Raw genomic sequence first — 21577 nt, 5'->3', positions numbered from 1 at the left:
GAGAACCTGATGCAGTACATCCAACAACCGCAGGCGATCGAGGCGAAAAGCTTCGACATCATCAGCGAGATCATCGCCGAAACGCGACCGGACTACCGTTTCGCCAGCCCGCTGCACGAGGCGATTATCAAGCGGGTGATCCACACCACCGCTGACTTCGACTGGCTGGATATTCTGTGGTTTTCTCCGGATGCCCTGATCGCGCTGAGCGAGGCGTTGAGCCGGCCCTGCACGCTGTATACCGATACCACCATGGCGTTGTCCGGGATCAACAAAAACCTGCTGGCCCGCTTTGGCGGCGAATGCCGCTGCTATATCAGCGACCCACGGGTGGTGCGCGAGGCGCAAAGCCGGGGGATGACCCGCTCGATGGCGGCGGTGGATATTGCGGTGCAGGAGCCCGGGGAGAAAGTGTTCGTCTTCGGCAATGCGCCAACCGCACTGTTTCGCCTGCTGGAACATCGCGAGACGGCCATCGGCGGCGTGGTGGGGGTGCCGGTCGGGTTCGTCGGCGCCGCGGAGTCGAAAGCGGCGCTCAGCGAGAGCGGCCTGCCGGCCATCGCCGCGCTCGGCCGCAAGGGGGGAAGCAACGTGGCGGCAGCGATTGTGAACGCTCTGCTTTACCACCTGCGGGAGGCGCAATGAGCGATCAGACCTTTGACGCCCCGGTGTGGCATCACGGCAAAGCGCTGCGCAAGGGCTACACCACCGGCTCCTGCGCCACGGCGGCGGCAAAAGTGGCGGCGCTGATGGTGATGCGCCAGCATCTGATCCACCAGGTCTCGATCGTCACCCCCTCCGGCGTCACCCTGTGCCTGAACGTCGAGTCTCCGCACGTCGAAGGGCAGCAGGCGGTCGCCGCGATCCGTAAAGACGGCGGCGATGATGTCGACGCCACCCACGGCATGCTGATTTTTGCCCGGGTGACCCTCAATGACAGCGGAGAGATTAGCCTGCAGGGCGGCGAGGGCATCGGCACGGTGACCCGCAAAGGGATCGGTCTGCCGACAGGCAGCCCGGCGATAAACCGTACTCCGCGGCACACCATCGAGACCGCCGTTCGCGAAGCGATTGGCCCTTCCCGTGGCGCGCAGGTGGAGATCTTTGCCCCGGAAGGTGTACTTCGCGCGCAAAAAACCTATAACGCGCGGCTGGGGATCCTCGGCGGGATCTCGATTATCGGCACCACCGGGATCGTCACCCCGATGTCGGAAGAGAGCTGGAAGCGCTCGCTCTCCCTCGAGCTGGAGATAAAACGCGCCGCCGGGCTGGATCGCGTAGTGCTGGTGCCGGGCAACCACGGTGAGCGCTTTGTCCGCGAACAGATGGGCATCGACCCGCAGATAGTCGTCACCATGAGCAACTTCGTCGGCTACATGATTGAAGAGGCGGTCCGGCTCGGTTTCCGCCAGATTGTGCTCATCGGCCACCCCGGCAAACTGATCAAAATCGCCGCCGGGATCTTTCATACCCACAGCCATATCGCCGATGCGCGGATGGAAACCCTCGTCGCCCATCTGGCGCTGCTTGGCGCGCCGTTGCCGCTGCTGACGCTGGTCAGCGAGTGCGACACCACCGAAGCGGCAATGGAGCATATCGACGCCTGGGGATACCAGCGCCTCTATAACCATCTGGCTGAGCGAATCTGCCAGCGTGTTCTTGAGATGCTGCGCTTCACTCAGCACCCGCCCACCTGCGACGCGGTTCTGTTTTCTTTTGATAACCAGGTGCTGGGCAGCAGCCGTCCGCTGGAGGCGATTGCCCGGGAGCTGGCATGTTGACGGTCGTGGGGATGGGCCCGGCGGGGCTGCAGTGGCTGACCCCGGCCGCGCGCGAGGCGATCGCCGCCGCCGAGGCGCTGGTGGGCGGCAGCCGCCATCTCCAGCAGTTTCCCGCCTTCGCCGGCGAGCGCTTTGCGCTGGGGGCCGATATGCCGGCGCTGCTGGCGTGGATCGAGGCCCGCGCCGGGCGCCACGTCGTGGTGCTGGCCTCCGGCGATCCGCTGTTCTATGGCATTGGCACCCGGCTGATTGCCCACTTTGGCCGGGAACGGGTGCAGGTGATCCCCGGCATCAGCGCGGTGCAGTACCTCTGCGCCCGGGCGGGCATCGACATGAACGACATGTGGCTGACCAGCAGCCATGGCCGGGCGGTGAGCTTCGATGCGCTGGCCGCCCACCGGAAAGTCGCCATGGTGACCGACGGCCGCTGTGGTCCGCGGGAGATTGCCGCCCAGCTGACGGCCCGCGGCAAAGGCCACCGCTGGATGGTGATCGGCGAAAATCTGGCGATGGAAAACGAGCGGATCCACTGGCTGCCGGTCAGCGCCGTGGAGGACGAATATGAGATGAATGCGGTGGTGATCCTCGATGAAAGATGAGCTGTTTTTGCGCGGCGCCCAGGTGCCGATGACCAAAGAGGCCGTGCGCGCGCTGGCGCTGGCGAAGCTGGAGCTGCACCGGGCGCGCCACCTGATTGATATCGGCGCGGGCACCGGCAGCGTCAGCATTGAGGCCGCCCTGCAGAACCCGGCGCTACGGGTGACGGCGATTGAGCGTCAGGCCGACGCGCTGCGCCTGCTGGCGGACAACCGGCAGCGCTTTGGCTGCGACAACATCGCTATCGTGGCGGGCGTTGCGCCGCTGGCGGTCGCCGACAAAGCCGACGCGATCTTTATGGGCGGCAGCGGCGGCCACCTGACGGCGCTGATCGACTGGTCGCTGGCGCAGCTGCATCCTGGCGGCCGGCTGGTGATGACTTTTATTTTGCAGGAAAACCTTCATAGCGCCCTGGGGCACCTGTGGCAGTGCGGCATTCCCGAGGTGGACTGTCAGCAGCTGGCGGTCTCCACCCTGGCCACGCTGGGCAGCGGCCACTATTTCAAACCCCATAATCCCGTTTTTGTCATCGCCTGTCAGAAGGAAGAAAACCATGGCTGAGACTTTTGATCCCCATTGCGTGTGGTTCGTCGGCGCCGGTCCTGGCGATCGCGAACTGATTACTCTCAAAGGCTACCGTCTGCTGCAGCAGGCGCAGGTGGTGATCTACGCCGGGTCGCTGATCAACACCGAGCTGCTGGTCTACTGTCCGCCACAGGCGGAGTGCCACGACAGCGCCGCGCTGCATCTGGAGCAGATCCTCGACCTGATGGAGGCGGGGGTGAAGGCGGGAAAAACGGTGGTGCGTCTGCAGACGGGCGATGTTTCGCTGTACGGCTCGGTGCGCGAGCAGGGCGAAGAGTTGACCCGCCGCGGGATCCGCTGGCAGGTGGTGCCGGGCGTCAGCGCTTTCCTCGGCGCGGCGGCGGAGCTGGGGGTGGAGTATACGGTGCCCGAAGTCTCGCAGAGTCTGATTATTACCCGTCTGGAAGGGCGCACGCCGGTTCCCGCGCGCGAACAGCTGGAGGCCTTTGCCAGCCATCAAACCTCGATGGCGATTTACCTGTCGGTGCAACGTATTCACCGGGTGGCGGAGCGGCTGGTGGAGGGCGGCTACCCCGCGACCACCCCGGTCGCGGTGATTTACAAGGCCACCTGGCCGGAAAGCCAGACCGTCCGCGGTACCCTCGCGGACATCGGCGACAAAGTACGCGACGCCGGGATCCGCAAAACGGCGCTGATCCTGGTCGGCCCCTTCCTCGGCGATGAGTATCACTACTCAAAACTGTACGCAGCGGATTTTAGCCATGAATACCGTAAAGCCTGAATCCATTGCCCTGTTTTGCCTGACGCCCGGCGGCGTGCGGTTGGCAAAACGGCTGGCGGCCATGCTGCCGCTCACCTGCTACACCAGCGAAGCGCTGCAGGAAGCGGGGTTTATCCCCTTCAACGGCGGCTTTGCCAGCGCAGCCCGCGAGGCATTCAGCAGCTTCTCGGCGCTGATTTTTATCGGCGCCACCGGGATTGCCGTGCGGGTGCTGGCCCCGCTGGTGAATGACAAGTTCAGCGACCCGGCGGTGGTGGTGATTGATGAGCGCGCCCGGCACGTCATCAGCCTGCTCTCCGGCCATGCCGGGGGGGCGAATGCGCTGACCCGATATCTGGCCGGGATGCTCGACGCCGACCCGGTGATCACCACCGCCACCGATGTCAACGAGCTGGCCGCCCTCGACACGTTGGCCTTCCAGCTGAACGCCCGGATGACCGATTTTCGCGCGGCGGTGAAAACCGTCAACCAGATGCTGGTGAGCGGTATGCGGGTGGGGCTGTGGTGCGACGGCGAATTCACCGAGGCGCTAAGCCGGTGCGACCAACGCGGCTTTATCCCGGTAAGCGACCTGGCGCGCTTGCCGGCGCTCGACGCGCTGATCTGCGTCACCCTGCGCCGGTCGCTGCCGTCGCTGCCGGTACCTCACTGGAAGCTGGTGCCCCAGCGGGTGGTGGCGGGCATCGGCTGTCGGCGCGACACCCCCTGTTCCTTGCTCTGTACGTTGCTGGATCGCCAGCTTGCCGCTCAGCGTCTTGACCCGCTGGCGCTGAAAGCGATCGGCAGCGTGAGCCTGAAGGCAAACGAGCCGGGGTTGCGCCAGTTGGCTCACCGCTGCCGGGTGCCGTTCGAAACCTTCAGCGCCGAGGCGCTGCGCGAGCACGAGCACCGCTTTCCGGCCTCGTCTTTTGTCCGGGAGACGGTCGGCGTCGGCAGCGTCTCCGGTCCGGTGGCCTGGCTGCTGAGTCAGGGAAACCTGTCCGGCGAAACCCTGCGCGAGCAGGGCGTGACCATTACTTTGGGAGTAACACACTGATGTTAAGCGTAATCGGAATTGGCCCTGGCTCGCAGGCGATGATGACCATGGAAGCCGTGGAGGCCCTGCAGGCGGCAGAGATTGTGGTGGGCTACAAGACCTACACCCACCTGGTAAAAGCCTTTACCGGTGACAAGCAGGTGATCAAAACCGGCATGTGCAAAGAGATTGAACGCTGCCAGGCCGCCATTGAGCTGGCGCAGGCCGGGAACAACGTTGCGCTGATCAGCAGCGGCGACGCCGGCATCTACGGCATGGCGGGGCTGGTGCTGGAGCTGGTCAATAAGCAGCAGCTGGACATTGAGGTCCGTCTGATCCCAGGGATGACGGCGAGTATCGCCGCCGCCTCGCTGCTCGGCGCGCCGCTGATGCATGATTTCTGCCATATCAGCCTCAGCGATCTGCTGACGCCGTGGCCAGTGATTGAAAAACGCATTGTCGCCGCAGGGGAAGCAGACTTCGTTATCTGTTTTTACAACCCCCGCAGCCGCGGCCGCGAAGGGCATCTGGCGCGCGCCTTTGCGCTGCTGGCGGCCAGCAAAAGCCCGGACACGCCGGTCGGCGTAGTCAAATCCGCCGGGCGCAAAAAGCAGGAGAAATGGCTGACCACCCTCGGAGAGATGGATTTTGCCCCGGTGGATATGACCAGTCTGGTCATCGTCGGCAACAAAGCGACTTACATCGACAACGGTCTGATGATCACCCCGCGAGGCTACGCGCTGTGAACCACGGCGACGTGCTGGTTATCGGGGGCACCAGCGATGCGCGGGCGATCTGCCAGCAGCTGGACGCCGCCGGCGTGCGCTACACCCTGTCGGTGGCGACCCCCACCGGCGAGCGGCTGGCCGGCGATATCCGCGGGCGGATACGCTGCGGGCGCATGGAGTGGCAGCAGATGGCGGAGTGGCTCAGGGCGCAGCGCACCCGCTGGGTGATTGACGCCTCTCACCCCTACGCCGAGGCGGTCAGCCAGAATATTGTGCGCGCCTGCGCCAGCGTCGGGGTCCTGCTCAGCCGCTATCAAAGGCCGGAGCAGCTGAGCGATCTGCGCCATCCGCTACTTCACGTGGTCGGCGATCTGAACGAGGCCTGCGTGCTGGCCCGTCGCCTCGGGGAGCGGATCCTGCTGACCACCGGCAGCAAAGATCTGGCGGCCTGGCGGGCGGGACTGGCGGAGAAAACGCTGCTCGCCCGGGTGCTGCCGGTGCCGGAGGTGGTTCAGCACTGTAGCGATCTGGGGTTTGGCGTCGGGGAAATCTTTGCCCTCTGCGGGCCGTTCAGCGCCGAATTTAACGCCGCCTTTTATCGCCAGTGCCGGGCTGATGTTGTGGTCACGAAAGCCTCGGGCGCGGAAGGGGGCTATCAGGAAAAAGTACAACCCTGTCTTGATGCGGGGATCCCCTGCATCGTCATTACCCGCCCGGCGCCGCTGGTGAAGGGCGATGAATTACTGGAAAGCCAGGCCGATTTCGCTACGCGGCTGACGCGCTGGCTGTCGGCGACTTGAGGAACAGGATATGAAAAAAGCACTTCTGGTGGTGAGCTTCGGCACCAGCTATCACGACACCCGCGAGAAGAACATTACCGCCTGCGAGCGCGATCTTGCCGCCAGCTGTCCGGATCGCACGCTGTTCCGCGCCTTCACCTCGGGGATGATTATTCGCAAACTGCGGCAGCGCGACGGTATCCATATCGATACCCCGCTGCAGGCCCTGCAAAAGCTGGCTGAGCAGGGGTACCAGGATGTGGCGATCCAGTCCCTGCACATTATCAACGGCGACGAGTACGAGAAGATCGTTCGCGAAGTGCAGAGCCTGCGCCCGCGCTTTCAGCGCCTGACGCTGGGCGTGCCGCTGCTGAGCGGTCATGGCGATTATGTTCAGCTGATGCAGGCCCTGCGCCAGCAGATGCCGCCGCTGGCGGCGACGGAGCGAGTGGTGTTTATGGGGCACGGCGCCAGCCACCACGCCTTCGCGGCCTACGCTTGTCTGGATCATATGATGGCGGTGCAGGGTTTTCCGGCGCGGGTGGGGGCGGTGGAAAGCTATCCCGAAGTGGACATCGTCATTAACGAACTCTCCCGCCAGGGCGTGACCGGCGTGCATCTGATGCCCCTGATGCTGGTGGCCGGCGATCATGCCATTAATGATATGGCCTCCGACGAAGACGATTCGTGGAAAACCCGCTTTAATGCCGCCGGTATTCCTGCCACGCCGTGGCTGAACGGGTTAGGGGAAAATCCGGCGGTGCGGGCGATGTTTGTCGCCCATCTGCAGCAGGCGCTGAATAACGCGATGGAGAAAGCAGCATGAGCGGCAAACTCTACGCCCTGAGCACCGGGCCGGGGGCGGCCGATCTGATCACCGTGCGTGCGGCGCGGATCCTCGGCCAACTGGATGTGCTGTATGCGCCAGCCGGCCGCAAAGGCGGCGACAGCCTCGCGCTCTCCATCGTGCGCGAGTACCTTGGCGCACACACGGAGGTCCGCTGCTGCCATTTTCCGATGAGCGCCGACAGCGCGGAAAAAGAGGCGGTGTGGAACGACGTTGCCGCGGCGCTGGCCCAGGAGGTGGCGGCGGGCAGGCAGGTCGGATTTATCACCCTCGGCGACGCCATGTTGTTCAGCACCTGGGTCTTTCTGCTGCAGCGGATTGGCTGCCCGGACTGGCTGGAGATTGTCCCTGGCGTTACCTCCTTCGCCGCCATTGCCGCGCGGGCGAAAACCCCGCTGGCTATGGAGCAGCAGTCGCTGGCGGTGATCTCCTGTACCGCGCCGGAAGCGGACATTGCCGCGGCGCTGCGCCAGCATGACAGCCTGGTGCTGATGAAAGTCTACGGCCGCTTCGCCCGCATTAAGGCGCTGCTGGCGCAGGCGGGGCTGCTGGATGCGGCGCTGATGATGTCAGAGGCCACCCTGCCGGGCGAGCAGTGCTGGCGCCGTCTGCGCGAGGTCAGCGATGACCAGCCGCTGCCCTATTTCTCGACCATCCTGGTTAACAAACAGTGGGAGGAGGCGTAATGAATCAGGTGAAATCGCTGAAGCAGCTTTCGTACGGGGGGCTGGCAGCGGCTGTTCTGCTGATCATCGTCCCGCAGGAGGCGTTCGCCATGCATATCATGGAGGGTTTTTTACCGCCTATGTGGGCGCTGGCGTGGTGGCTGCTGTTTTTACCCTGCCTGTGGTACGGCCTGGTGCGCCTGCGGCGTATCGTCCAGGAGGAGAGCAATCAGAAGGTGCTGCTGGCCCTCTGCGGGGCGTTTATTTTTGTTCTTTCGGCGCTGAAGATCCCGTCGGTGACCGGCAGTTGCTCGCACCCGACCGGCGTTGGTCTGGCGGTGATCCTCTTCGGGCCGGGCGTGGTGGCGGTGCTGGGGGCGATCGTTCTGCTGTTCCAGGCGCTGCTGCTGGCGCATGGCGGCCTGACCACCCTTGGCGCTAACGGGATGTCGATGGCGGTGATCGGCCCGATGGTCGGCTATCTGGTGTGGAAGCTGGCCTGCCGGGCGGGGATCCGTCGCGATGTCGGGGTCTTTCTCTGCGCCATGCTGGCGGATCTGATGACCTATTTTGTCACCTCCGTCCAGCTCGGGGTGGCCTTTCCCGATCCGGCCACCGGGGCAGGTGGATCGATCCTGAAGTTTATGGGGATCTTCTGCCTGACGCAGATCCCGATCGCCATCGCGGAAGGATTGCTTACCGTGATGATCTACGATCAACTGACCAAACGGCGGCTGATCGCCGCGGAGGGACATTAATATGAAAAAGCCCCTGATCTTGTTGGCGATGGTGGTTGCCCTGATGATCCTGCCCTTTTTTATTAACCACGGCGGTGAGTTTGGCGGCTCGGACGGTGAAGCGGAGAGCCAGATCCAGGTGGTGGCGCCGGATTATCAACCCTGGTTCCAGCCGCTGTACGAACCGGCGAGCGGTGAGATTGAGAGTCTGCTGTTTACCCTGCAGGGCTCGCTGGGCGCGGCGGTGATTTTTTACATTCTCGGGTATGCGAGGGGCAGACAGCGCCGTGATGACCGGGTTTGACCGACTCAGCTACCAGAGCCGCTGGTTGCACGTGGCGCCAGAGCGGAAGTTTCTGCTCTGGCTGCTGCTGATGGTGTTGGCCTTTACGCTGCCGGCGTGGGGCCAGGCGCTGACGCTGGCGCTGACCGCCGCGCTGACCTGCTGGCTGCTGCGGGTCTCATTCTGGCGCTGGTGCCGCTGGATGGCGCTGCCCTTTGGCTTTTTGCTGGTCGGCGTGCTGACCATTCTGTTCAGCATCAGCCGCGACCCGCAGATGCTGTTAGCGAGCTTGCGGCTGGGCGCTTTCTCGATAGGGATTTCCGCCCAGGGGCTGGCCGTGGCCGGGGAGACCTTCTGGCGCAGCCTGGCGGCGATGGCGGCCACGCTCTGGCTGGTGCTTAATATGCCTTTCCCACAGCTGATTATCTTGCTCAAGCGCGGTCGCGTACCGCGTCTGTTGACGGAGCAGATCCTGCTGACCTGGCGCTTCATTTTTATTCTGTTAGACGAGGCGATGGCGATTCACCGCGCGCAAACTTTGCGTTTTGGCTATGGTAGCGTGCCGCAGGGCTATCGCTCGCTGGCGATGCTGGTGGGACTGCTGTTCACCCGCGTCCTCCTGCGCTATCAGCAGATGAGCACGGCGCTGGATATCAAATTGTACCAGGGTGATTTTCACCTCTAAGGATAAGTATGCTTGCCACAACCGATCTCTGGTTTCGCTATCAGGATGAGCCGGTACTCAAAGGGCTGACGCTGGATTTTTCCCGCCACGCGGTGACCGGCCTGGTGGGGTCCAACGGCTGCGGAAAGTCGACGCTGTTTATGAACCTGAGCGGCCTGCTGCGCCCGCAGCAGGGGGCGGTGCTGTGGCAGGGAGAGGCGCTGAATTACAGCAAGCGCGGTCTGCTGGCGTTGCGCCAGCAGGTGGCGACGGTGTTTCAGGATCCGGATCAGCAAATCTTCTATACCGATATCGACAGCGATATCGCTTTTAGTCTGCGCAACCTCGGGGTGGCGGAAGAGGAGATCGCCCGCCGGGTGGATGAAGCGTTGACCCTCGTCGATGCCCAGGGGTTTCGCCAGCAGCCGATCCAGTGCCTCAGCCATGGACAGAAAAAACGGGTGGCGATCGCCGGGGCGCTGGTGCTGCAGGCGCGCTACCTGCTGCTTGACGAGCCCACCGCGGGCCTCGATCCCCGGGGGCGGGCGCAGATGATCGCCATCATCCGGCGCATTGTCGGGCAGGGGCGGCGCGTGGTGATCTCCAGCCACGATATCGATCTGATCTATGAGGTGAGCGACGCCGTTTACGTTCTGCGTCACGGCGAAGTGCTGGCCGCGGGGGATCCCGGCGAGGTCTTTGCCTGCGCGGCGATCATGGCCCAGGCGGGATTGACGCAGCCGTGGCTGGTGAAACTTCATAGCGAACTGGGATTGCCGCTGTGTAAAACCGAAGCGGAGTTTTTTCAGCGGATGCACAACAACGCGATAGGCGCGATAAAGGAGGCGTCATGACGCTGGCAGTGATGTTGCAGGGCACGGCTTCCGACGTGGGGAAAAGCGTACTGGTGGCGGGACTGTGCCGCATTTTTCATCAGGATGGGCTGCGCACCGCGCCGTTTAAATCCCAGAATATGGCGCTGAACTCCGGCATTACGCCGGATGGCAAAGAGATGGGCCGGGCGCAGATTTTCCAGGCCGAAGCGGCAGGGATCGCGCCGGATGTCCGCATGAACCCGATTTTGCTCAAGCCCACCAGCGACCGTCAGGCGCAGGTGGTCCTGATGGGGCAGGTGGCGACCAGCATGGACGCGGTGAGCTATCACCAGTACAAGCCGCGCCTGCGCGAGCAGATCCTCGCGGTCTACCAGAGCCTGGCCGGAGAGTATGAGGCGCTGGTGCTGGAAGGGGCCGGCAGTCCGGCGGAGATTAACCTGCGCGACCGCGATATCGTCAATATGGGCATGGCCGAGATGGCGCAATGTCCGGTGATCCTGGTGGCCGATATCGACCGCGGTGGGGTGTTTGCCGCGATTTACGGTACGCTGGCGCTACTGCAGCCTCAGGAGCGGGCGCGGGTGAAAGGGGTGATCATCAATAAATTCCGCGGCGATGTGGCGCTCCTGCGCTCGGGGATAGAGCAAATCGAGGCGTTGACCGGGGTGCCGGTGCTGGGCGTTATGCCGTGGCTTGACGTGGATCTCGAGGATGAGGACGGCGTCGCGCTGCAGGCCGGGAAATACCATCGCACCGACCGGCGCGACATCGACATCGCCGTGGTTCACCTGCCGCATATCGCCAATTTTACCGACTTTAACGCCCTGGCGGCGCAGCCAGACGTCCGGGTGCGCTATGTCCGCGATCCGCAGGCGCTGGCCGACGCCGACCTGGTCATTCTCCCGGGCAGTAAAAATACCCTCGGCGATCTGTGCTGGCTGCGCGAGAGCGGCATGGCGCATGCAGTCGAGCAGGCCCGGCAGCGCAAGGTGCCGCTGCTGGGGATCTGCGGCGGCTATCAGATGCTCGGCGAAACCATTATCGATGAGGTGGAGTCTGGCCTTGGCACCCAGCCCGGACTGGGGGTGTTGAAGACCGTGACCCACTTCGCCCAGCACAAAACCACCACCCAGGTGCAGGCGACCCTGGGAACTAACCTCCCGGAATGGTTAGCCGACGCGGCAGGTCTGCATGTCAGTGGCTACGAAATTCATATGGGCGAGACGCGCCGTGAGGCCGGCAGCCCGCCGCTGCTGCAGCTGCATAAAGCGGGACAGTCAGTAGAGGACGGGGCGATAAGCGACGACGGCCTGGCATTCGGCACCTATCTCCATGGCCTGTTCGACAGCGATGCCTTTACCCGGGCGCTGCTCAACGGCCTGCGCCAGCGCAAAGGGCTGGCGCCGCTGGATAGCGCCCTGGAGTATGCCCGCTATAAAACCCGGCAGTTTGATCGGCTGGCGGACGCCATGCGCGAACATATCGCCATCGATAAAATTTACGCCATCATGCGCCAACATCAGGAGCCCCTATGCTGACTCTGGTTACCGGCGGCGCGCGCAGCGGCAAAAGCCGCCATGCCGAGGCGCTGATTGCCGATGCGCCGCAGGTGTTATATATCGCCACCTCGCAAATCTTTGACGACGAGATGGCCGCAAGGATCCAGCACCATCGCGACGGCAGGCCCGCCCACTGGCGCACCGCCGAGCGCTGGCAGCAGCTTGATGAACTGATCACCCCGGATATCGCCCCAGCGGAGGCGATTCTGCTGGAGTGTATCACCACCATGGTCACCAACCTGCTGTTCGCGCTCGGCGGCGACAGCGATCCCGACGGCTGGGATTACGCCGCCATGGAGCGGGCTATTGATGACGAAATTGGCGTGCTGATTGCCGCCTGTCAGCGCTGCCCGGCGCACGTCGTGCTGGTGACCAACGAGGTGGGGATGGGCATTGTGCCGGAGAACCGCCTGGCGCGGCATTTTCGCGATATCGCCGGGCGGGTCAATCAGCGCCTGGCGGCCGCGGCGGATGCGGTCTGGCTGGTGGTCTCCGGCATCGGCGTCAAAATCAAATAACTCAATCGCTGGCTGACCGGGCCAGCCCTGGCAGGGATTCTGTATGGAAAATTTAAACACGGTTCTGCGGGCGATCCCCGCGCCGGACGCTGACGCCATGGTGCGGGCACAACACCATATCGACGGCTTGCTTAAGCCCCCCGGCAGCCTCGGCCGTCTGGAGGCGCTGGCGGTTCAGCTGGCGGGAATGCCCGGCCTGGGCGGCCAGCCGCAGGTGGCGAAAAAGGCGCTGCTGGTGATGTGCGCCGACCATGGGGTGTGGGACGAAGGGGTGGCGATTTCGCCGAAAGCGGTCACCGCCATCCAGGCGGCAAATATGACCCGCGGCACCACCGGCGTCTGCGTGCTCGCCGCCCAGGCCGGGGCGCAAGTGTATGTAATTGATGTCGGTATCGATAGCGAACCGCTCCCCGGGGTGGTGAATATGCGGGTGGCGCGGGGCTGCGGCAATATTGCCCGCGGCCCGGCCATGACCCGCGAGCAGGGGCAGGAATTGCTGCTGGAGGTGATGCGCTACACCCGCGCGCTGGCCCAGGAGGGGGTTACTCTGTTTGGTGTCGGCGAGCTGGGGATGGCCAATACCACGCCGGCGGCGGCGATCGTCAGCGTTCTGACCGGCAGCGATGCGCAGGAGGTGGTCGGGATTGGCGCCAATCTGCCGTTGGCGAAGGTTGGCAACAAGGTGGAGGTGGTGCGGCGGGCTATCGCCGTCAATCAGCCCGACCCGAATGATGGTCTCGATGTGCTGAGCAAAGTCGGTGGTTTCGATCTGCTGGGGATGGCGGGGGTGATGCTGGGGGCGGCGGCCTGCGGACTGCCGGTGGTGCTGGATGGCTTTCTTTCCTACGCCGCAGCGCTGGCGGCGTGCCAGATAGCGCCGGAGGTAAAACCGTATCTGATCCCGTCCCACTATTCGGCGGAGAAGGGGGCGCGTATCGCGCTGGCGCACCTGGGCCTCGAACCGTATCTCAATATGGGCATGCGTCTGGGAGAAGGCAGCGGCGCGGCGCTGGCGATGCCGATCGTCGAGGCAGCCTGCGCGATGTACCATCGCATGGGCATGCTGGCGGCAAGCAATATTGTGTTACCTAAGGGGTAAGCAGGAGATGGGGGCGGCAACGGCCGTTCCCGTTTTCGGCAGAGGTTTGCCGGGGCAGAAACAAAAAAACACCCTTGAGGGTGTTTATGATGTTGGTTGCGGGGGCCGGATTTGAACCGACGACCTTCGGGTTATGAGCCCGACGAGCTACCAGGCTGCTCCACCCCGCGTCACCGTACTGCTTTGTACTTCATCAAATTTTAATTGGTTGCGGGGGCCGGATTTGAACCGACGACCTTCGGGTTATGAGCCCGACGAGCTACCAGGCTGCTCCACCCCGCGTCCGTGGAAGCGCACTATACTCCGCTAGCGAGATGATGCAACCTTTTTTCGACCAAATCGACATTTTTGTAAGAATTGGCTTATAAAACGCCATCTTGTGGTCTTTTTTTACACAAATCTGTGCCATCGATGAGATCGCGCATTTCAATAGCCCCGGCGCTTTGTTATCTTCAACACGCACTAAGGCTTCGCAGCAAAAGATGAGACACCATGAAAGGACGTTGGGTAAAATATGTAGCGACGGGGGCAATGCTGGCCATGCTCGCCGCCTGTTCCTCAAAACCGACCGACCGCGGTCAGCAATATAGCGATGGCAAGTTCACCCAGCCGTTTTCACTGGTAAACCAGCCGGATGCCGTCGGGGCGCCGATCAACGCCGGCGACTTCTCCGAGCAGGTTAATCAAATTCGTAACGCCTCGCCGCGCCTCTATAATAGCCAGAGCAACGTCTATAACGCGCTGCAGGAGTGGCTGCGCGCCGGCGGCGACACCCGCACGCTGCGCCAGTTCGGCATCGACGCCTGGCAGATGCAGGGCACCGACAACTATGGCAACGTCCAGTTTACCGGCTATTACACGCCGGTAGTGCAGGCGCGCCACACCCGTCAGGGCGAATTCCAGTACCCCATTTACCGGATGCCGCCGAAACGCGGTAAGCTGCCGTCCCGCGCCAGCATCTATGCCGGCGCGCTGAGCGATAACTATGTGCTGGCGTACAGCAATTCGCTGATGGATAACTTCATCATGGACGTGCAGGGCAGCGGCTATATCGACTTTGGCGATGGTTCGCCGCTCAATTTCTTTAGCTATGCCGGGAAAAACGGCTGGCCCTATCGCAGCATCGGCAAAGTGCTGATCGACCGCGGGGAAGTGAAGAAAGAAGATATGTCGATGCAGGCGATCCGCGAGTGGGGTGAAAAGCACAGCGAAGCGGAAGTGCGCGAGCTGCTGGAGCAGAACCCGTCGTTCGTGTTCTTTAAACCGCAGTCTTTCGCGCCGGTGAAAGGGGCCAGCGCTGTGCCGCTGATCGGCCGCGCCTCGGTGGCCTCTGACCGGTCGATTATTCCGCCGGGAACCACCTTGCTGGCCGAGGTGCCTCTGCTGGATAATAACGGCAAGTTTAACGGCCAGTACGAACTGCGCCTGATGGTCGCTCTCGACGTCGGCGGGGCCATCAAAGGCCAGCATTTCGACATCTATCAGGGCATTGGGCCTGACGCAGGCCACCGTGCCGGCTGGTATAACCACTATGGCCGCGTATGGGTGCTGAAAAACGCCCCGGGCGCGGGGAATGTTTTTAGCGGCTAACTCCCCTGGCCATGCCTGTTGACCAGGGCGCCCGGATGACGCCGTTTACGGCGGCCTCCGGGCGCTGTCATTTTGTTCTGAGGTTCTATGTCTGTTGTTATCAGCGATGCCTGGCGCCAGCGTTTTGGCGGTACGGCACGTTTATATGGTGAAAAAGCGCTGCAATGTTTTGCCGATGCCCACGTCTGCGTGGTCGGGATCGGCGGGGTCGGCTCCTGGGCGGCGGAAGCGCTGGCGCGAACCGGCATCGGGGCGATCACCCTTATCGATATGGACGATGTCTGCGTCACCAACACCAATCGTCAGATCCACGCCCTGAGCGGCAACGTCGGGCTGGCGAAAGCGGAAGTGATGGCAGAGCGTATTCGTCTCATCAACCCGGAGTGTCGGGTGACGGTGGTGGATGATTTCGTGACCCCGGAAAACGTGGCGGAATATCTTGGCGTCGGCTTTAGCTATGTTATCGACGCGATCGATAGCGTCCGGCCGAAAGCGGCGCTTATCGCCTGGTGTCGCCGCTACAAAGTGCCGCTGGTCACCACCGGCGGGGCGGGCGGTCAGATTGACCCAACGCAGATCCAGGTCGCTGACCTGGCGAAGACCATCCAGGATCCGTTGGCGGCTAAACTGCGCGAGCGGCTGAAAAGTCAGTTTGGAGTGGTGAAAAACAGTAAAGGTAAGCTCGGCGTGGACTGCGTCTTCTCTACGGAAGCGCTGGTCTACCCGCAAGCGGACGGCAGCGTCTGCGCGATGAAGAGCACGGCGGAAGGGCCGAAACGGATGGACTGCGCTTCCGGCTTTGGCGCGGCCACCATGGTGACCGCGACCTTTGGCTTCGTCGCGGTATCGCATGCTCTGAAGAAGATGCTGGCGAAGGCGCAGCGTGACGCTGCGGCTTCTGACAAGTAGTTTCCCCGCCGGGCGCGGCGGCGGGTAAGCGAAACCGTAAGATTACCTCTCGCGGGCGGCGGCGAGCACTGCCTCGCTCAGGGCGCTGAGGCCCTGGCTGCGCGAGGCGCTGAGCTGGCCGCGTAGCCCCAACTCGTCGAACAGCGCCAGCGGATCCTGCGCCAGGATCCCGGCGCGGGTTTTTCCTTCCACGGCGGTCAACAGCACCGCCAGCAGACCGCGCACAATCCGGCCTTCGCTGTCGCCAAAGAAGTGCAGCCTGCCCTCGGCATCCTCCTCATAGCCCAGCCAGACGCGGTTTTCACACCCGGCAATCTCCCGGGCCTGCGCTTTGCGCTCATCGGTCAGCGTCGGCAGCTTTTTGCCCAATAAAATCAGCTGACGATATTTATCCTCCCACTGGTTCAGCGGGGCGAAGGTCTGGCGCAGCGTGGCGTCGGTAATGGTTGTGCCGAAGGGGTGCAGAGTTGTCATTAATCCACCAGAATTTCCAGAGCGCGATCCACCGCGTGGACCAGCGCCGCAACATCGTCTTGGGTATTGTAGGGGGCGAAAGAGGCCCGCAGCGTGCCGCTGACCCCTAAGGCCGCCAGCAGCGGTTGGGCGCAGTGTTGCCCGGCGCGCAGGGCAATGCCGGACTCCGCCAGCAGCGTCACCAGATCGCTGTGATGAACACCGTCGAACTCAAAGGCCAGCAGGCTTGACTGCTGGCAGCGGAAAGAGCGGAAGCCCGGCCGTTTCGCCAGCGCCTCTTCCGCCAGACTCGCCAGACTGCGGCTCCAGTTTTCCGCCTGGCCGATATCGCTTTGCGCCAGCCACTCCAGGGCGGCGCTAAGGCCGATTACCCCGGCGACATTCGGCGTGCCGGCCTCGAGACCATAAGGGGCCGGCTGCGGCGTAAAGCCGTCAAAGCTGACCTCGGCGATCATTTTCCCGCCGCCGAGCCAGGGCGACATCGCCGCCAGCAGCTCGCTTTTGCCGTACAGGGCGCCGATCCCGGTCGGGCCATACAGCTTATGGCCGGAAAAGGCGTAAAAATCGATATCCAGCGCCTGCACGTCAGCGGGGAAATGCACCGCGCCCTGGGCGCCATCGACCATCACTACCATCCCGGCGGCGTGAGCAAGGCGGATAGCCTGCGCCAGGTCCGGGCAGCCGCCGGTGACGTTGGACATCTGACCGATGGCCAGCACCCGGCTGCGCGGGGTGATGAGCGCGCTGAGGCTGGCGATATCCGGCAGGCGGTCGGCGCCAAGCGGCAGTTTGACGACTCGGGCGCCGGTCTGCCCGGCTACCATCAGCCAGGGCACGAGGTTGGCATGATGCTCGGCTTCGCTAACGATAATTTCATCGCCAGGCTGCAGGCGCGGCCGGACGTAGCTCTGCGCCACCATATTGATGGCCTCGGTGGTTCCCCGCGTCCAGACGATATCTTTGCCGGACGGGGCGTTAAGCCACGCCGCCACGCGCTCGCGGGCCGCCTCGTAGCGCTCGGTCAGCCGCTGGGCGGCGGCGAACTGGCTGCGATGGACGTTGCCGGCGCTCAGGCGATAAAACTGGTCGCTGGCGTCGATCACCGCCTGCGGTTTGAGCGCGGTCGCCGCGCTGTCGAGATAGACGCCGGCATCGGCCAGAGCCGGAAACTGCGCGCGAAAGTGCGCCGGGTTGAATGCGTTCATGGAATTCCTCGTATCAATCCCGCGATCGTCGCGCAATTTGCCGGGCGTGACAAGGCCTCTGCGCCCTGTGGAATTGTCCGAATGTGACTCCAGGTGGGTCAAAGAGGGTTATGCTGAAAAGTGTTGGGTTTGTGTTTTAACCTATTACTTAACGAGTCACGAATAGTATAAATAGCCGTAAGGAGAGAAAAATGAAAATGACTAAGGCCGCTGCGATTATCTCTGCCTGTATGCTGACTTTAGGCCTGAGCGCCTGTTCCTCTAACTATGTGATGCATACCAATGATGGGCGAACCATCGTTACCGACGGGAAACCGCAAACCGATAATGATACTGGCATGATCTCGTATAAGGACGCGTGGGGCAACAAACAGCAGATCAATCGCTCTGACGTGAAACAGCTGGGTGAGCTGGACGAGTAAGGCAGTAAAAAGGCAAAAAAAAGCACCGCGCGTTGCGGTGCTACATTAAATCACTATGGACAGACAGGGTAAATGTACAGGAAGTGAAAAGGGGTAGCTTTGCTACCAGGGTCTGCAAAGACAGACCAATTGCAAACACAACAACACAACATCACAACCGTAAGCCAAAAGCTTGATGGAACACGCATTCCAAAAAAAGCTTCTCGTTCCGGCTCAGGAAGTGCCGCCACTATAGGTATTTGCTGGTAGAACCTCAACGGACAATTTATAATGGCTCAGATAAAAAAAACTAATAGGTTAATCATTGTTTCCTATTTGTTAAATTGAGTTAACATCTAAGCCAGAATAACCATGTCGAAGCGATTACCACCTCTGAATGCATTACGTGTTTTTGATGCAGCCGCACGTCATCTCAGCTTCACTCGGGCAGCCGATGAGCTTTTTGTGACGCAGGCCGCAGTCAGCCATCAAATCAAGTCTCTCGAGGATTTTCTGGGCCTTAAGCTGTTCCGGCGGCGCAATCGTTCGCTGCTGTTAACGGAAGAAGGGCAGAGCTATTTTCAGGATATTAAAGAGATTTTTTCGCAACTGACGGAAGCGACGCGTAAACTTCAGGCGCGCAGCGCCAAAGGGGCATTAACGGTCAGTTTATTGCCAAGTTTTGCCATCCAGTGGCTGGTGCCGAGACTGACAAGCTTTAACTCAGCTTATCCGGGAATCGACGTCAGGATCCAGGCGGTGGACCGCCAGGAGGATAAGCTGGCGGACGATGTCGATGTGGCGATTTTTTACGGCCGCGGCAACTGGCCGGGCCTGCGTGTGGAAAAATTGTACGCCGAGTATCTGCTGCCGGTCTGTTCCCCGCTCTTGCTCACCGGCGACAAAGCATTGAAAACGCCTGCCGATCTGGCGCAACATACGCTGCTTCACGATGCGTCCCGCCGCGACTGGCAAACTTATACCCGCCAGCTTGGTCTAAGCCATATTAATGTGCAACAGGGGCCGATTTTCAGCCATAGCGCGATGGTGCTGCAGGCGGCCATTCACGGGCAGGGCGTGGCGCTGGCCAACAACGTGATGGCGCAGTCCGAAATTGAAGCCGGTCGTCTGGTGTGTCCGTTTAATGATGTTCTGGTCAGTAAGAATGCGTTTTACCTTGTTTGCCATGACAGTCAGGCAGAACTGGGTAAAATAGCCGCTTTTCGGCAATGGATCCTGGCGAAAGCGGCAAGTGAGCAAGAAAAATTCCGCTTTCGTTATGAACAATAAATACTTGTAGGGTAAAAACATGACCAGCCGTTTTATGCTGATATTCGCCGCGATTAGCGGCTTTATCTTTGTGGCTCTGGGTGCCTTTGGCGCGCATGTATTAAGTCAATCGCTCGGCGCGGCGGAGATGGCCTGGATCCATACCGGCCTGGAGTATCAGGCCTTCCATACCCTGGCGATTTTTGGTCTGGCGGTGGCGATGCAGCGTCGGATCAGTATCTGGTTCTACTGGAGCAGCGTGTTTCTGGCGTTAGGGACCGTGCTGTTCAGCGGCAGCCTCTATTGTCTGGCGCTGTCTCATTTACGTCTGTGGGCGTTCGTGACCCCGGTGGGCGGCGTAAGCTTCCTCGCCGGTTGGGTTTTAATGTTAATTGGTGCAATTCGTCTGAAACGTAAGGGCGTTGTTCATGAATAAGGTTGTCCTCTATTGTCGCCCTGGGTTTGAGAAAGAGTGCGCAGCAGAAATTACCGATAAGGCCGCCCGCCTTGAGGTGTTTGGTTTTGCCCGGGTCAAAGAAGACTCTGGTTATGTGATTTTTGAAGGTTATCAGCAAGACGACGGTGAGAAGCTGGTACGCGATCTGCCGTTCAGCTCGCTGATTTTCGCCCGTCAGATGTTCGTGGTCGGCGAACTGCTGCGCGACCTGCCGCCGGAGGATCGCATTACCCCGATCGTCGGCATGCTGCAGGGCGTGGTGGAGAAGGGTGGCGAGCTGCGTGTGGAAGTGGCGGATACCAACGAAAGCAAAGAGCTGATGAAGTTCTGCCGCAAGTTCACGGTGCCGTTACGCGCGGCGCTGCGCGAGGCGGGCGTGCTGACCAACTATGAAACGCCAAAGCGACCGGTGGTGCATGTGTTCTTTATCGCACCCGGCTGCTGCTATACCGGCTACTCGTACAGCAACAACAACTCACCGTTCTATATGGGCATTCCGCGGCTGAAGTTTCCGTCCGATGCCCCGAGCCGTTCCACCCTCAAGCTGGAAGAGGCGTTCCACGTCTTTATTCCGGCGGACGAGTGGGACGAGCGCCTGGCGAACGGCATGTATGCCGTCGATCTCGGCGCCTGCCCGGGCGGCTGGACCTATCAGCTGGTGAAGCGCAACATGTGGGTCTCTTCGGTCGATAACGGCCCGATGGCCCAGAGCCTGATGGATACCGGCCAGGTGACCTGGCTGCGCGAAGATGGCTTCCGCTATCGTCCGAACCGCAACAACATCTCGTGGATGGTCTGCGATATGGTGGAGAAACCGGCGAAGGTGGCGGCGCTGATGGCGCAGTGGCTGGTCAACGGCTGGTGCCGGGAGACCATCTTCAACCTCAAGCTGCCGATGAAAAAGCGCTATGAAGAGGTGTCGCAGAATCTGGCCTATATTCAGGCCCAACTGGACGAGCACGGCATCAACGCCCAGATCCAGGCGCGTCAGCTGTATCACGATCGTGAAGAGGTGACCGTTCACGTGCGTCGCCTGTGGGCCGCCGTCGGCGGACGTCGCGACGAGCGTTAATCCTTCCCCCTCAGGCCGGAGACGCGTGCGTGTCCTCCGGCCTTCCCCTTAAGGCTGCGGCGCATCCGACACAATATGCGTCACGTCATCCAGATGACCAATTCTCGCCTCGCCGGAACGGTTGAACTTGCTTTTGTCGATCAGCAGTAGCGACTGCGCCGCGCGCTTAAGCAGGATCGATTTAAAGTCGGCATTGAACGCATTGGAGTCCCATAGCGCGCCCTGCGGGTCGATGCCTTCGCAGGAAAAAATAAACAGATCGATCTCCAGCGATTTCAGCTGGGAAATCAGCGCCGGGTTCACGTAGCAGCCATATTTCCGCTGCAGAGTGCCGCCGGAGCAGGTGAGCGTGATTTGGTCGCGTTTGGCCAGCTCCTGGCAGATGGGCTGGCTGTTGGTAAAGACGTGCAGCGGGCGGTCCGGCAGCTGGCGGGCGAGATACCAGCAAGTGGAGCTGGCATCGAGGGCGATCACCATCCCTTCGTCAATCCAGGCCAGCGCTTCGCGGGCGATATCGGCTTTATGCGCGTAATGGCTTTTCAGCCGCATGTGAAAAGGGTCGCCGCTGTCCTGGCTGCGCTGATGGATCACTTTGGCCCGGCCGTGGTTGCGCAGCACTTTGCCCTGCGCCTGCAGCTCGCTCAGATCGCGGCGAATGGTTTCCCTGCTGACGTTGAGCTGTTTTGACAAGGTTTCGGTGGTCAGGCTGCTGTGGGTGATCAGGAGATCGACGATCGCCTGCTGGCGGGCTGCTTTCATTTATTC

The 21577-nt window shown here is 61.8% G+C and carries 26 protein-coding genes and 2 tRNA genes; 23 read left to right on the top strand and 5 right to left on the bottom strand.

Going from position 1 to position 21577, the window contains the following annotated elements; all coding sequences use genetic code 11:
• Nucleotides 1-9 precede the first annotated feature (9 nt).
• The 17 genes from N438_RS11190 to cobT are packed head-to-tail and all read left to right on the top strand — an operon-like array spanning nucleotide 10 to nucleotide 13435.
• Complete coding sequence (locus tag N438_RS11190) at nucleotides 10-645, top strand: cobalt-precorrin-8 methylmutase (RefSeq protein WP_012540682.1); 636 nt, start codon at nucleotides 10-12, stop codon at nucleotides 643-645.
• Nucleotides 642-1781, top strand: a complete 1140-nt coding sequence (gene cbiD / locus N438_RS11185) for a cobalt-precorrin-5B (C(1))-methyltransferase CbiD (RefSeq protein ID WP_077139418.1) — start codon at nucleotides 642-644, stop codon at nucleotides 1779-1781. The genes N438_RS11190 and cbiD overlap by 4 nt, the downstream gene beginning before the upstream one ends.
• Nucleotides 1775-2380 carry a cobalt-precorrin-7 (C(5))-methyltransferase gene (locus tag N438_RS11180; protein ID WP_116696298.1) on the top strand — a complete coding sequence of 202 codons (606 nt, stop codon included), beginning with the start codon at nucleotides 1775-1777 and terminating at the stop codon, nucleotides 2378-2380. Before cbiD ends, N438_RS11180 begins: the two co-directional genes overlap by 7 nt.
• Nucleotides 2370-2939, top strand: a complete 570-nt coding sequence (locus N438_RS11175; RefSeq protein ID WP_116696297.1) for a decarboxylating cobalt-precorrin-6B (C(15))-methyltransferase — start codon at nucleotides 2370-2372, stop codon at nucleotides 2937-2939. The genes N438_RS11180 and N438_RS11175 overlap by 11 nt, the downstream gene beginning before the upstream one ends.
• Nucleotides 2932-3705 (top strand): cobalt-precorrin-4 methyltransferase, encoded by a 774-nt coding sequence (locus tag N438_RS11170; protein ID WP_110220917.1) that lies wholly within the window; start codon nucleotides 2932-2934, stop codon nucleotides 3703-3705. Before N438_RS11175 ends, N438_RS11170 begins: the two co-directional genes overlap by 8 nt.
• On the top strand, nucleotides 3686-4741 hold the full coding sequence (gene cbiG, locus N438_RS11165; protein WP_116696296.1) for a cobalt-precorrin 5A hydrolase: 1056 nt from the start codon (nucleotides 3686-3688) through the stop codon (nucleotides 4739-4741). Before N438_RS11170 ends, cbiG begins: the two co-directional genes overlap by 20 nt.
• Nucleotides 4741-5466, top strand: a complete 726-nt coding sequence (locus N438_RS11160; protein WP_008806290.1) for a precorrin-3B C(17)-methyltransferase — start codon at nucleotides 4741-4743, stop codon at nucleotides 5464-5466. The genes cbiG and N438_RS11160 overlap by 1 nt, the downstream gene beginning before the upstream one ends.
• Nucleotides 5463-6248: a cobalt-precorrin-6A reductase gene (locus tag N438_RS11155; RefSeq protein ID WP_094285033.1), complete on the top strand. Its 786-nt coding sequence runs from the start codon at nucleotides 5463-5465 to the stop codon at nucleotides 6246-6248. Before N438_RS11160 ends, N438_RS11155 begins: the two co-directional genes overlap by 4 nt.
• Before the next feature lie 10 nt (nucleotides 6249-6258).
• Nucleotides 6259-7053: a sirohydrochlorin cobaltochelatase gene (locus tag N438_RS11150; RefSeq protein ID WP_008806288.1), complete on the top strand. Its 795-nt coding sequence runs from the start codon at nucleotides 6259-6261 to the stop codon at nucleotides 7051-7053.
• Complete coding sequence (locus N438_RS11145; protein WP_012540689.1) at nucleotides 7050-7760, top strand: cobalt-factor II C(20)-methyltransferase; 711 nt, start codon at nucleotides 7050-7052, stop codon at nucleotides 7758-7760. Before N438_RS11150 ends, N438_RS11145 begins: the two co-directional genes overlap by 4 nt.
• Entirely contained in the window at nucleotides 7760-8497 is a 738-nt protein-coding gene (cbiM, locus tag N438_RS11140; protein WP_008806286.1) for a cobalt ECF transporter S component CbiM, read from the top strand. The genes N438_RS11145 and cbiM overlap by 1 nt, the downstream gene beginning before the upstream one ends.
• Nucleotide 8498: 1 nt before the next feature.
• A complete protein-coding gene (locus N438_RS11135) occupies nucleotides 8499-8780 on the top strand; it encodes an energy-coupling factor ABC transporter substrate-binding protein (protein WP_008806285.1) in 282 nt (93 codons plus the stop codon).
• Nucleotides 8767-9444, top strand: coding sequence for an energy-coupling factor ABC transporter transmembrane protein (locus tag N438_RS11130; RefSeq protein WP_116696295.1), 678 nt, complete (start codon nucleotides 8767-8769; stop codon nucleotides 9442-9444). Before N438_RS11135 ends, N438_RS11130 begins: the two co-directional genes overlap by 14 nt.
• An 8-nt stretch (nucleotides 9445-9452) precedes the next feature.
• On the top strand, nucleotides 9453-10277 hold the full coding sequence (locus N438_RS11125; protein ID WP_046621795.1) for an energy-coupling factor ABC transporter ATP-binding protein: 825 nt from the start codon (nucleotides 9453-9455) through the stop codon (nucleotides 10275-10277).
• Entirely contained in the window at nucleotides 10274-11797 is a 1524-nt protein-coding gene (locus N438_RS11120; protein ID WP_012540692.1) for a cobyric acid synthase, read from the top strand. Before N438_RS11125 ends, N438_RS11120 begins: the two co-directional genes overlap by 4 nt.
• On the top strand, nucleotides 11791-12336 hold the full coding sequence (gene cobU, locus N438_RS11115) for a bifunctional adenosylcobinamide kinase/adenosylcobinamide-phosphate guanylyltransferase (protein WP_016161746.1): 546 nt from the start codon (nucleotides 11791-11793) through the stop codon (nucleotides 12334-12336). The genes N438_RS11120 and cobU overlap by 7 nt, the downstream gene beginning before the upstream one ends.
• A gap of 43 nt (nucleotides 12337-12379) precedes the next feature.
• A complete protein-coding gene (gene cobT, locus N438_RS11110) occupies nucleotides 12380-13435 on the top strand; it encodes a nicotinate-nucleotide--dimethylbenzimidazole phosphoribosyltransferase (RefSeq protein ID WP_116696294.1) in 1056 nt (351 codons plus the stop codon).
• Between the two features lie 93 nt (nucleotides 13436-13528).
• Here the strand turns inward: cobT and N438_RS11105 are convergent.
• A tRNA-Met gene (locus N438_RS11105) sits at nucleotides 13529-13605 on the bottom strand.
• Nucleotides 13606-13640: 35 nt separating this feature from the next.
• Nucleotides 13641-13717 (bottom strand) — tRNA-Met (locus N438_RS11100).
• Between the two features lie 210 nt (nucleotides 13718-13927).
• Between N438_RS11100 and mltA the strand changes: the two genes are divergently transcribed.
• Complete coding sequence (gene mltA / locus N438_RS11095) at nucleotides 13928-15025, top strand: murein transglycosylase A (protein WP_074194957.1); 1098 nt, start codon at nucleotides 13928-13930, stop codon at nucleotides 15023-15025.
• An 87-nt stretch (nucleotides 15026-15112) separates the two neighbouring features.
• A complete protein-coding gene (tcdA, locus tag N438_RS11090) occupies nucleotides 15113-15934 on the top strand; it encodes a tRNA cyclic N6-threonylcarbamoyladenosine(37) synthase TcdA (protein WP_022064578.1) in 822 nt (273 codons plus the stop codon).
• A gap of 42 nt (nucleotides 15935-15976) precedes the next feature.
• Here the strand turns inward: tcdA and csdE are convergent, their stop codons facing one another.
• Entirely contained in the window at nucleotides 15977-16408 is a 432-nt protein-coding gene (csdE, locus tag N438_RS11085) for a cysteine desulfurase sulfur acceptor subunit CsdE (RefSeq protein ID WP_023287946.1), read from the bottom strand.
• On the bottom strand, nucleotides 16408-17613 hold the full coding sequence (gene csdA / locus N438_RS11080) for a cysteine desulfurase CsdA (protein WP_008806276.1): 1206 nt from the start codon (nucleotides 17611-17613) through the stop codon (nucleotides 16408-16410). The genes csdE and csdA overlap by 1 nt, the downstream gene beginning before the upstream one ends.
• Nucleotides 17614-17810: 197 nt before the next feature.
• Here csdA and N438_RS11075 point away from each other — a divergent pair, with 197 nt between their 5' ends.
• The 4 genes from N438_RS11075 to rlmM all read left to right on the top strand — a co-directional run bounded on the left by N438_RS11075 (nucleotide 17811) and on the right by rlmM (nucleotide 20812).
• Nucleotides 17811-18035: a YgdI/YgdR family lipoprotein gene (locus tag N438_RS11075; RefSeq protein WP_002915549.1), complete on the top strand. Its 225-nt coding sequence runs from the start codon at nucleotides 17811-17813 to the stop codon at nucleotides 18033-18035.
• A 351-nt stretch (nucleotides 18036-18386) separates the two neighbouring features.
• Nucleotides 18387-19304 (top strand): glycine cleavage system transcriptional regulator GcvA, encoded by a 918-nt coding sequence (gene gcvA, locus N438_RS11070; protein ID WP_002915545.1) that lies wholly within the window; start codon nucleotides 18387-18389, stop codon nucleotides 19302-19304.
• Nucleotides 19305-19323: 19 nt separating this feature from the next.
• Nucleotides 19324-19719 carry a DUF423 domain-containing protein gene (locus tag N438_RS11065; RefSeq protein ID WP_002915543.1) on the top strand — a complete coding sequence of 132 codons (396 nt, stop codon included), beginning with the start codon at nucleotides 19324-19326 and terminating at the stop codon, nucleotides 19717-19719.
• Complete coding sequence (rlmM, locus tag N438_RS11060; RefSeq protein WP_008806275.1) at nucleotides 19712-20812, top strand: 23S rRNA (cytidine(2498)-2'-O)-methyltransferase RlmM; 1101 nt, start codon at nucleotides 19712-19714, stop codon at nucleotides 20810-20812. The genes N438_RS11065 and rlmM overlap by 8 nt, the downstream gene beginning before the upstream one ends.
• Nucleotides 20813-20860: 48 nt before the next feature.
• Here rlmM and fucR read toward each other — a convergent pair whose 3' ends face one another.
• Nucleotides 20861-21571 (bottom strand): L-fucose operon activator, encoded by a 711-nt coding sequence (gene fucR / locus N438_RS11055; protein WP_004142883.1) that lies wholly within the window; start codon nucleotides 21569-21571, stop codon nucleotides 20861-20863.
• Nucleotides 21572-21577 lie beyond the last annotated feature (6 nt).

This window comes from Klebsiella sp. GL120222-02, from assembly GCF_003097195.1.
GTDB classification, from domain to species: Bacteria; Pseudomonadota; Gammaproteobacteria; order Enterobacterales; family Enterobacteriaceae; genus Klebsiella; species Klebsiella variicola.
Note: the sequence above shows the minus strand (reverse complement) of the source record. Positions and strands in the feature narration are given on the sequence as shown.

Bases quoted from the DNA above. Each gene is read 5' to 3' on its own strand.
- N438_RS11190 (WP_012540682.1), top strand. From the start codon at position 10: ATGCAGTACATCCAACAACCGCAGGCGATCGAGGCGAAAAGCTTCGAC.
- cbiD (WP_077139418.1), top strand. From the start codon at position 642: ATGAGCGATCAGACCTTTGACGCCCCGGTGTGGCATCACGGCAAAGCG.
- N438_RS11180 (WP_116696298.1), top strand. From the start codon at position 1,775: ATGTTGACGGTCGTGGGGATGGGCCCGGCGGGGCTGCAGTGGCTGACC.
- N438_RS11175 (WP_116696297.1), top strand. From the start codon at position 2,370: ATGAAAGATGAGCTGTTTTTGCGCGGCGCCCAGGTGCCGATGACCAAA.
- N438_RS11170 (WP_110220917.1), top strand. From the start codon at position 2,932: ATGGCTGAGACTTTTGATCCCCATTGCGTGTGGTTCGTCGGCGCCGGT.
- cbiG (WP_116696296.1), top strand. From the start codon at position 3,686: ATGAATACCGTAAAGCCTGAATCCATTGCCCTGTTTTGCCTGACGCCC.
- N438_RS11160 (WP_008806290.1), top strand. From the start codon at position 4,741: ATGTTAAGCGTAATCGGAATTGGCCCTGGCTCGCAGGCGATGATGACC.
- N438_RS11150 (WP_008806288.1), top strand. From the start codon at position 6,259: ATGAAAAAAGCACTTCTGGTGGTGAGCTTCGGCACCAGCTATCACGAC.
- N438_RS11145 (WP_012540689.1), top strand. From the start codon at position 7,050: ATGAGCGGCAAACTCTACGCCCTGAGCACCGGGCCGGGGGCGGCCGAT.
- cbiM (WP_008806286.1), top strand. From the start codon at position 7,760: ATGAATCAGGTGAAATCGCTGAAGCAGCTTTCGTACGGGGGGCTGGCA.
- N438_RS11135 (WP_008806285.1), top strand. From the start codon at position 8,499: ATGAAAAAGCCCCTGATCTTGTTGGCGATGGTGGTTGCCCTGATGATC.
- N438_RS11130 (WP_116696295.1), top strand. From the start codon at position 8,767: ATGACCGGGTTTGACCGACTCAGCTACCAGAGCCGCTGGTTGCACGTG.
- N438_RS11125 (WP_046621795.1), top strand. From the start codon at position 9,453: ATGCTTGCCACAACCGATCTCTGGTTTCGCTATCAGGATGAGCCGGTA.
- N438_RS11120 (WP_012540692.1), top strand. From the start codon at position 10,274: ATGACGCTGGCAGTGATGTTGCAGGGCACGGCTTCCGACGTGGGGAAA.
- cobU (WP_016161746.1), top strand. From the start codon at position 11,791: ATGCTGACTCTGGTTACCGGCGGCGCGCGCAGCGGCAAAAGCCGCCAT.
- cobT (WP_116696294.1), top strand. From the start codon at position 12,380: ATGGAAAATTTAAACACGGTTCTGCGGGCGATCCCCGCGCCGGACGCT.
- mltA (WP_074194957.1), top strand. From the start codon at position 13,928: ATGAAAGGACGTTGGGTAAAATATGTAGCGACGGGGGCAATGCTGGCC.
- tcdA (WP_022064578.1), top strand. From the start codon at position 15,113: ATGTCTGTTGTTATCAGCGATGCCTGGCGCCAGCGTTTTGGCGGTACG.
- csdE (WP_023287946.1), bottom strand. From the start codon at position 16,408: ATGACAACTCTGCACCCCTTCGGCACAACCATTACCGACGCCACGCTG.
- csdA (WP_008806276.1), bottom strand. From the start codon at position 17,613: ATGAACGCATTCAACCCGGCGCACTTTCGCGCGCAGTTTCCGGCTCTG.
- N438_RS11075 (WP_002915549.1), top strand. From the start codon at position 17,811: ATGACTAAGGCCGCTGCGATTATCTCTGCCTGTATGCTGACTTTAGGC.
- gcvA (WP_002915545.1), top strand. From the start codon at position 18,387: ATGTCGAAGCGATTACCACCTCTGAATGCATTACGTGTTTTTGATGCA.
- N438_RS11065 (WP_002915543.1), top strand. From the start codon at position 19,324: ATGACCAGCCGTTTTATGCTGATATTCGCCGCGATTAGCGGCTTTATC.
- rlmM (WP_008806275.1), top strand. From the start codon at position 19,712: ATGAATAAGGTTGTCCTCTATTGTCGCCCTGGGTTTGAGAAAGAGTGC.
- fucR (WP_004142883.1), bottom strand. From the start codon at position 21,571: ATGAAAGCAGCCCGCCAGCAGGCGATCGTCGATCTCCTGATCACCCAC.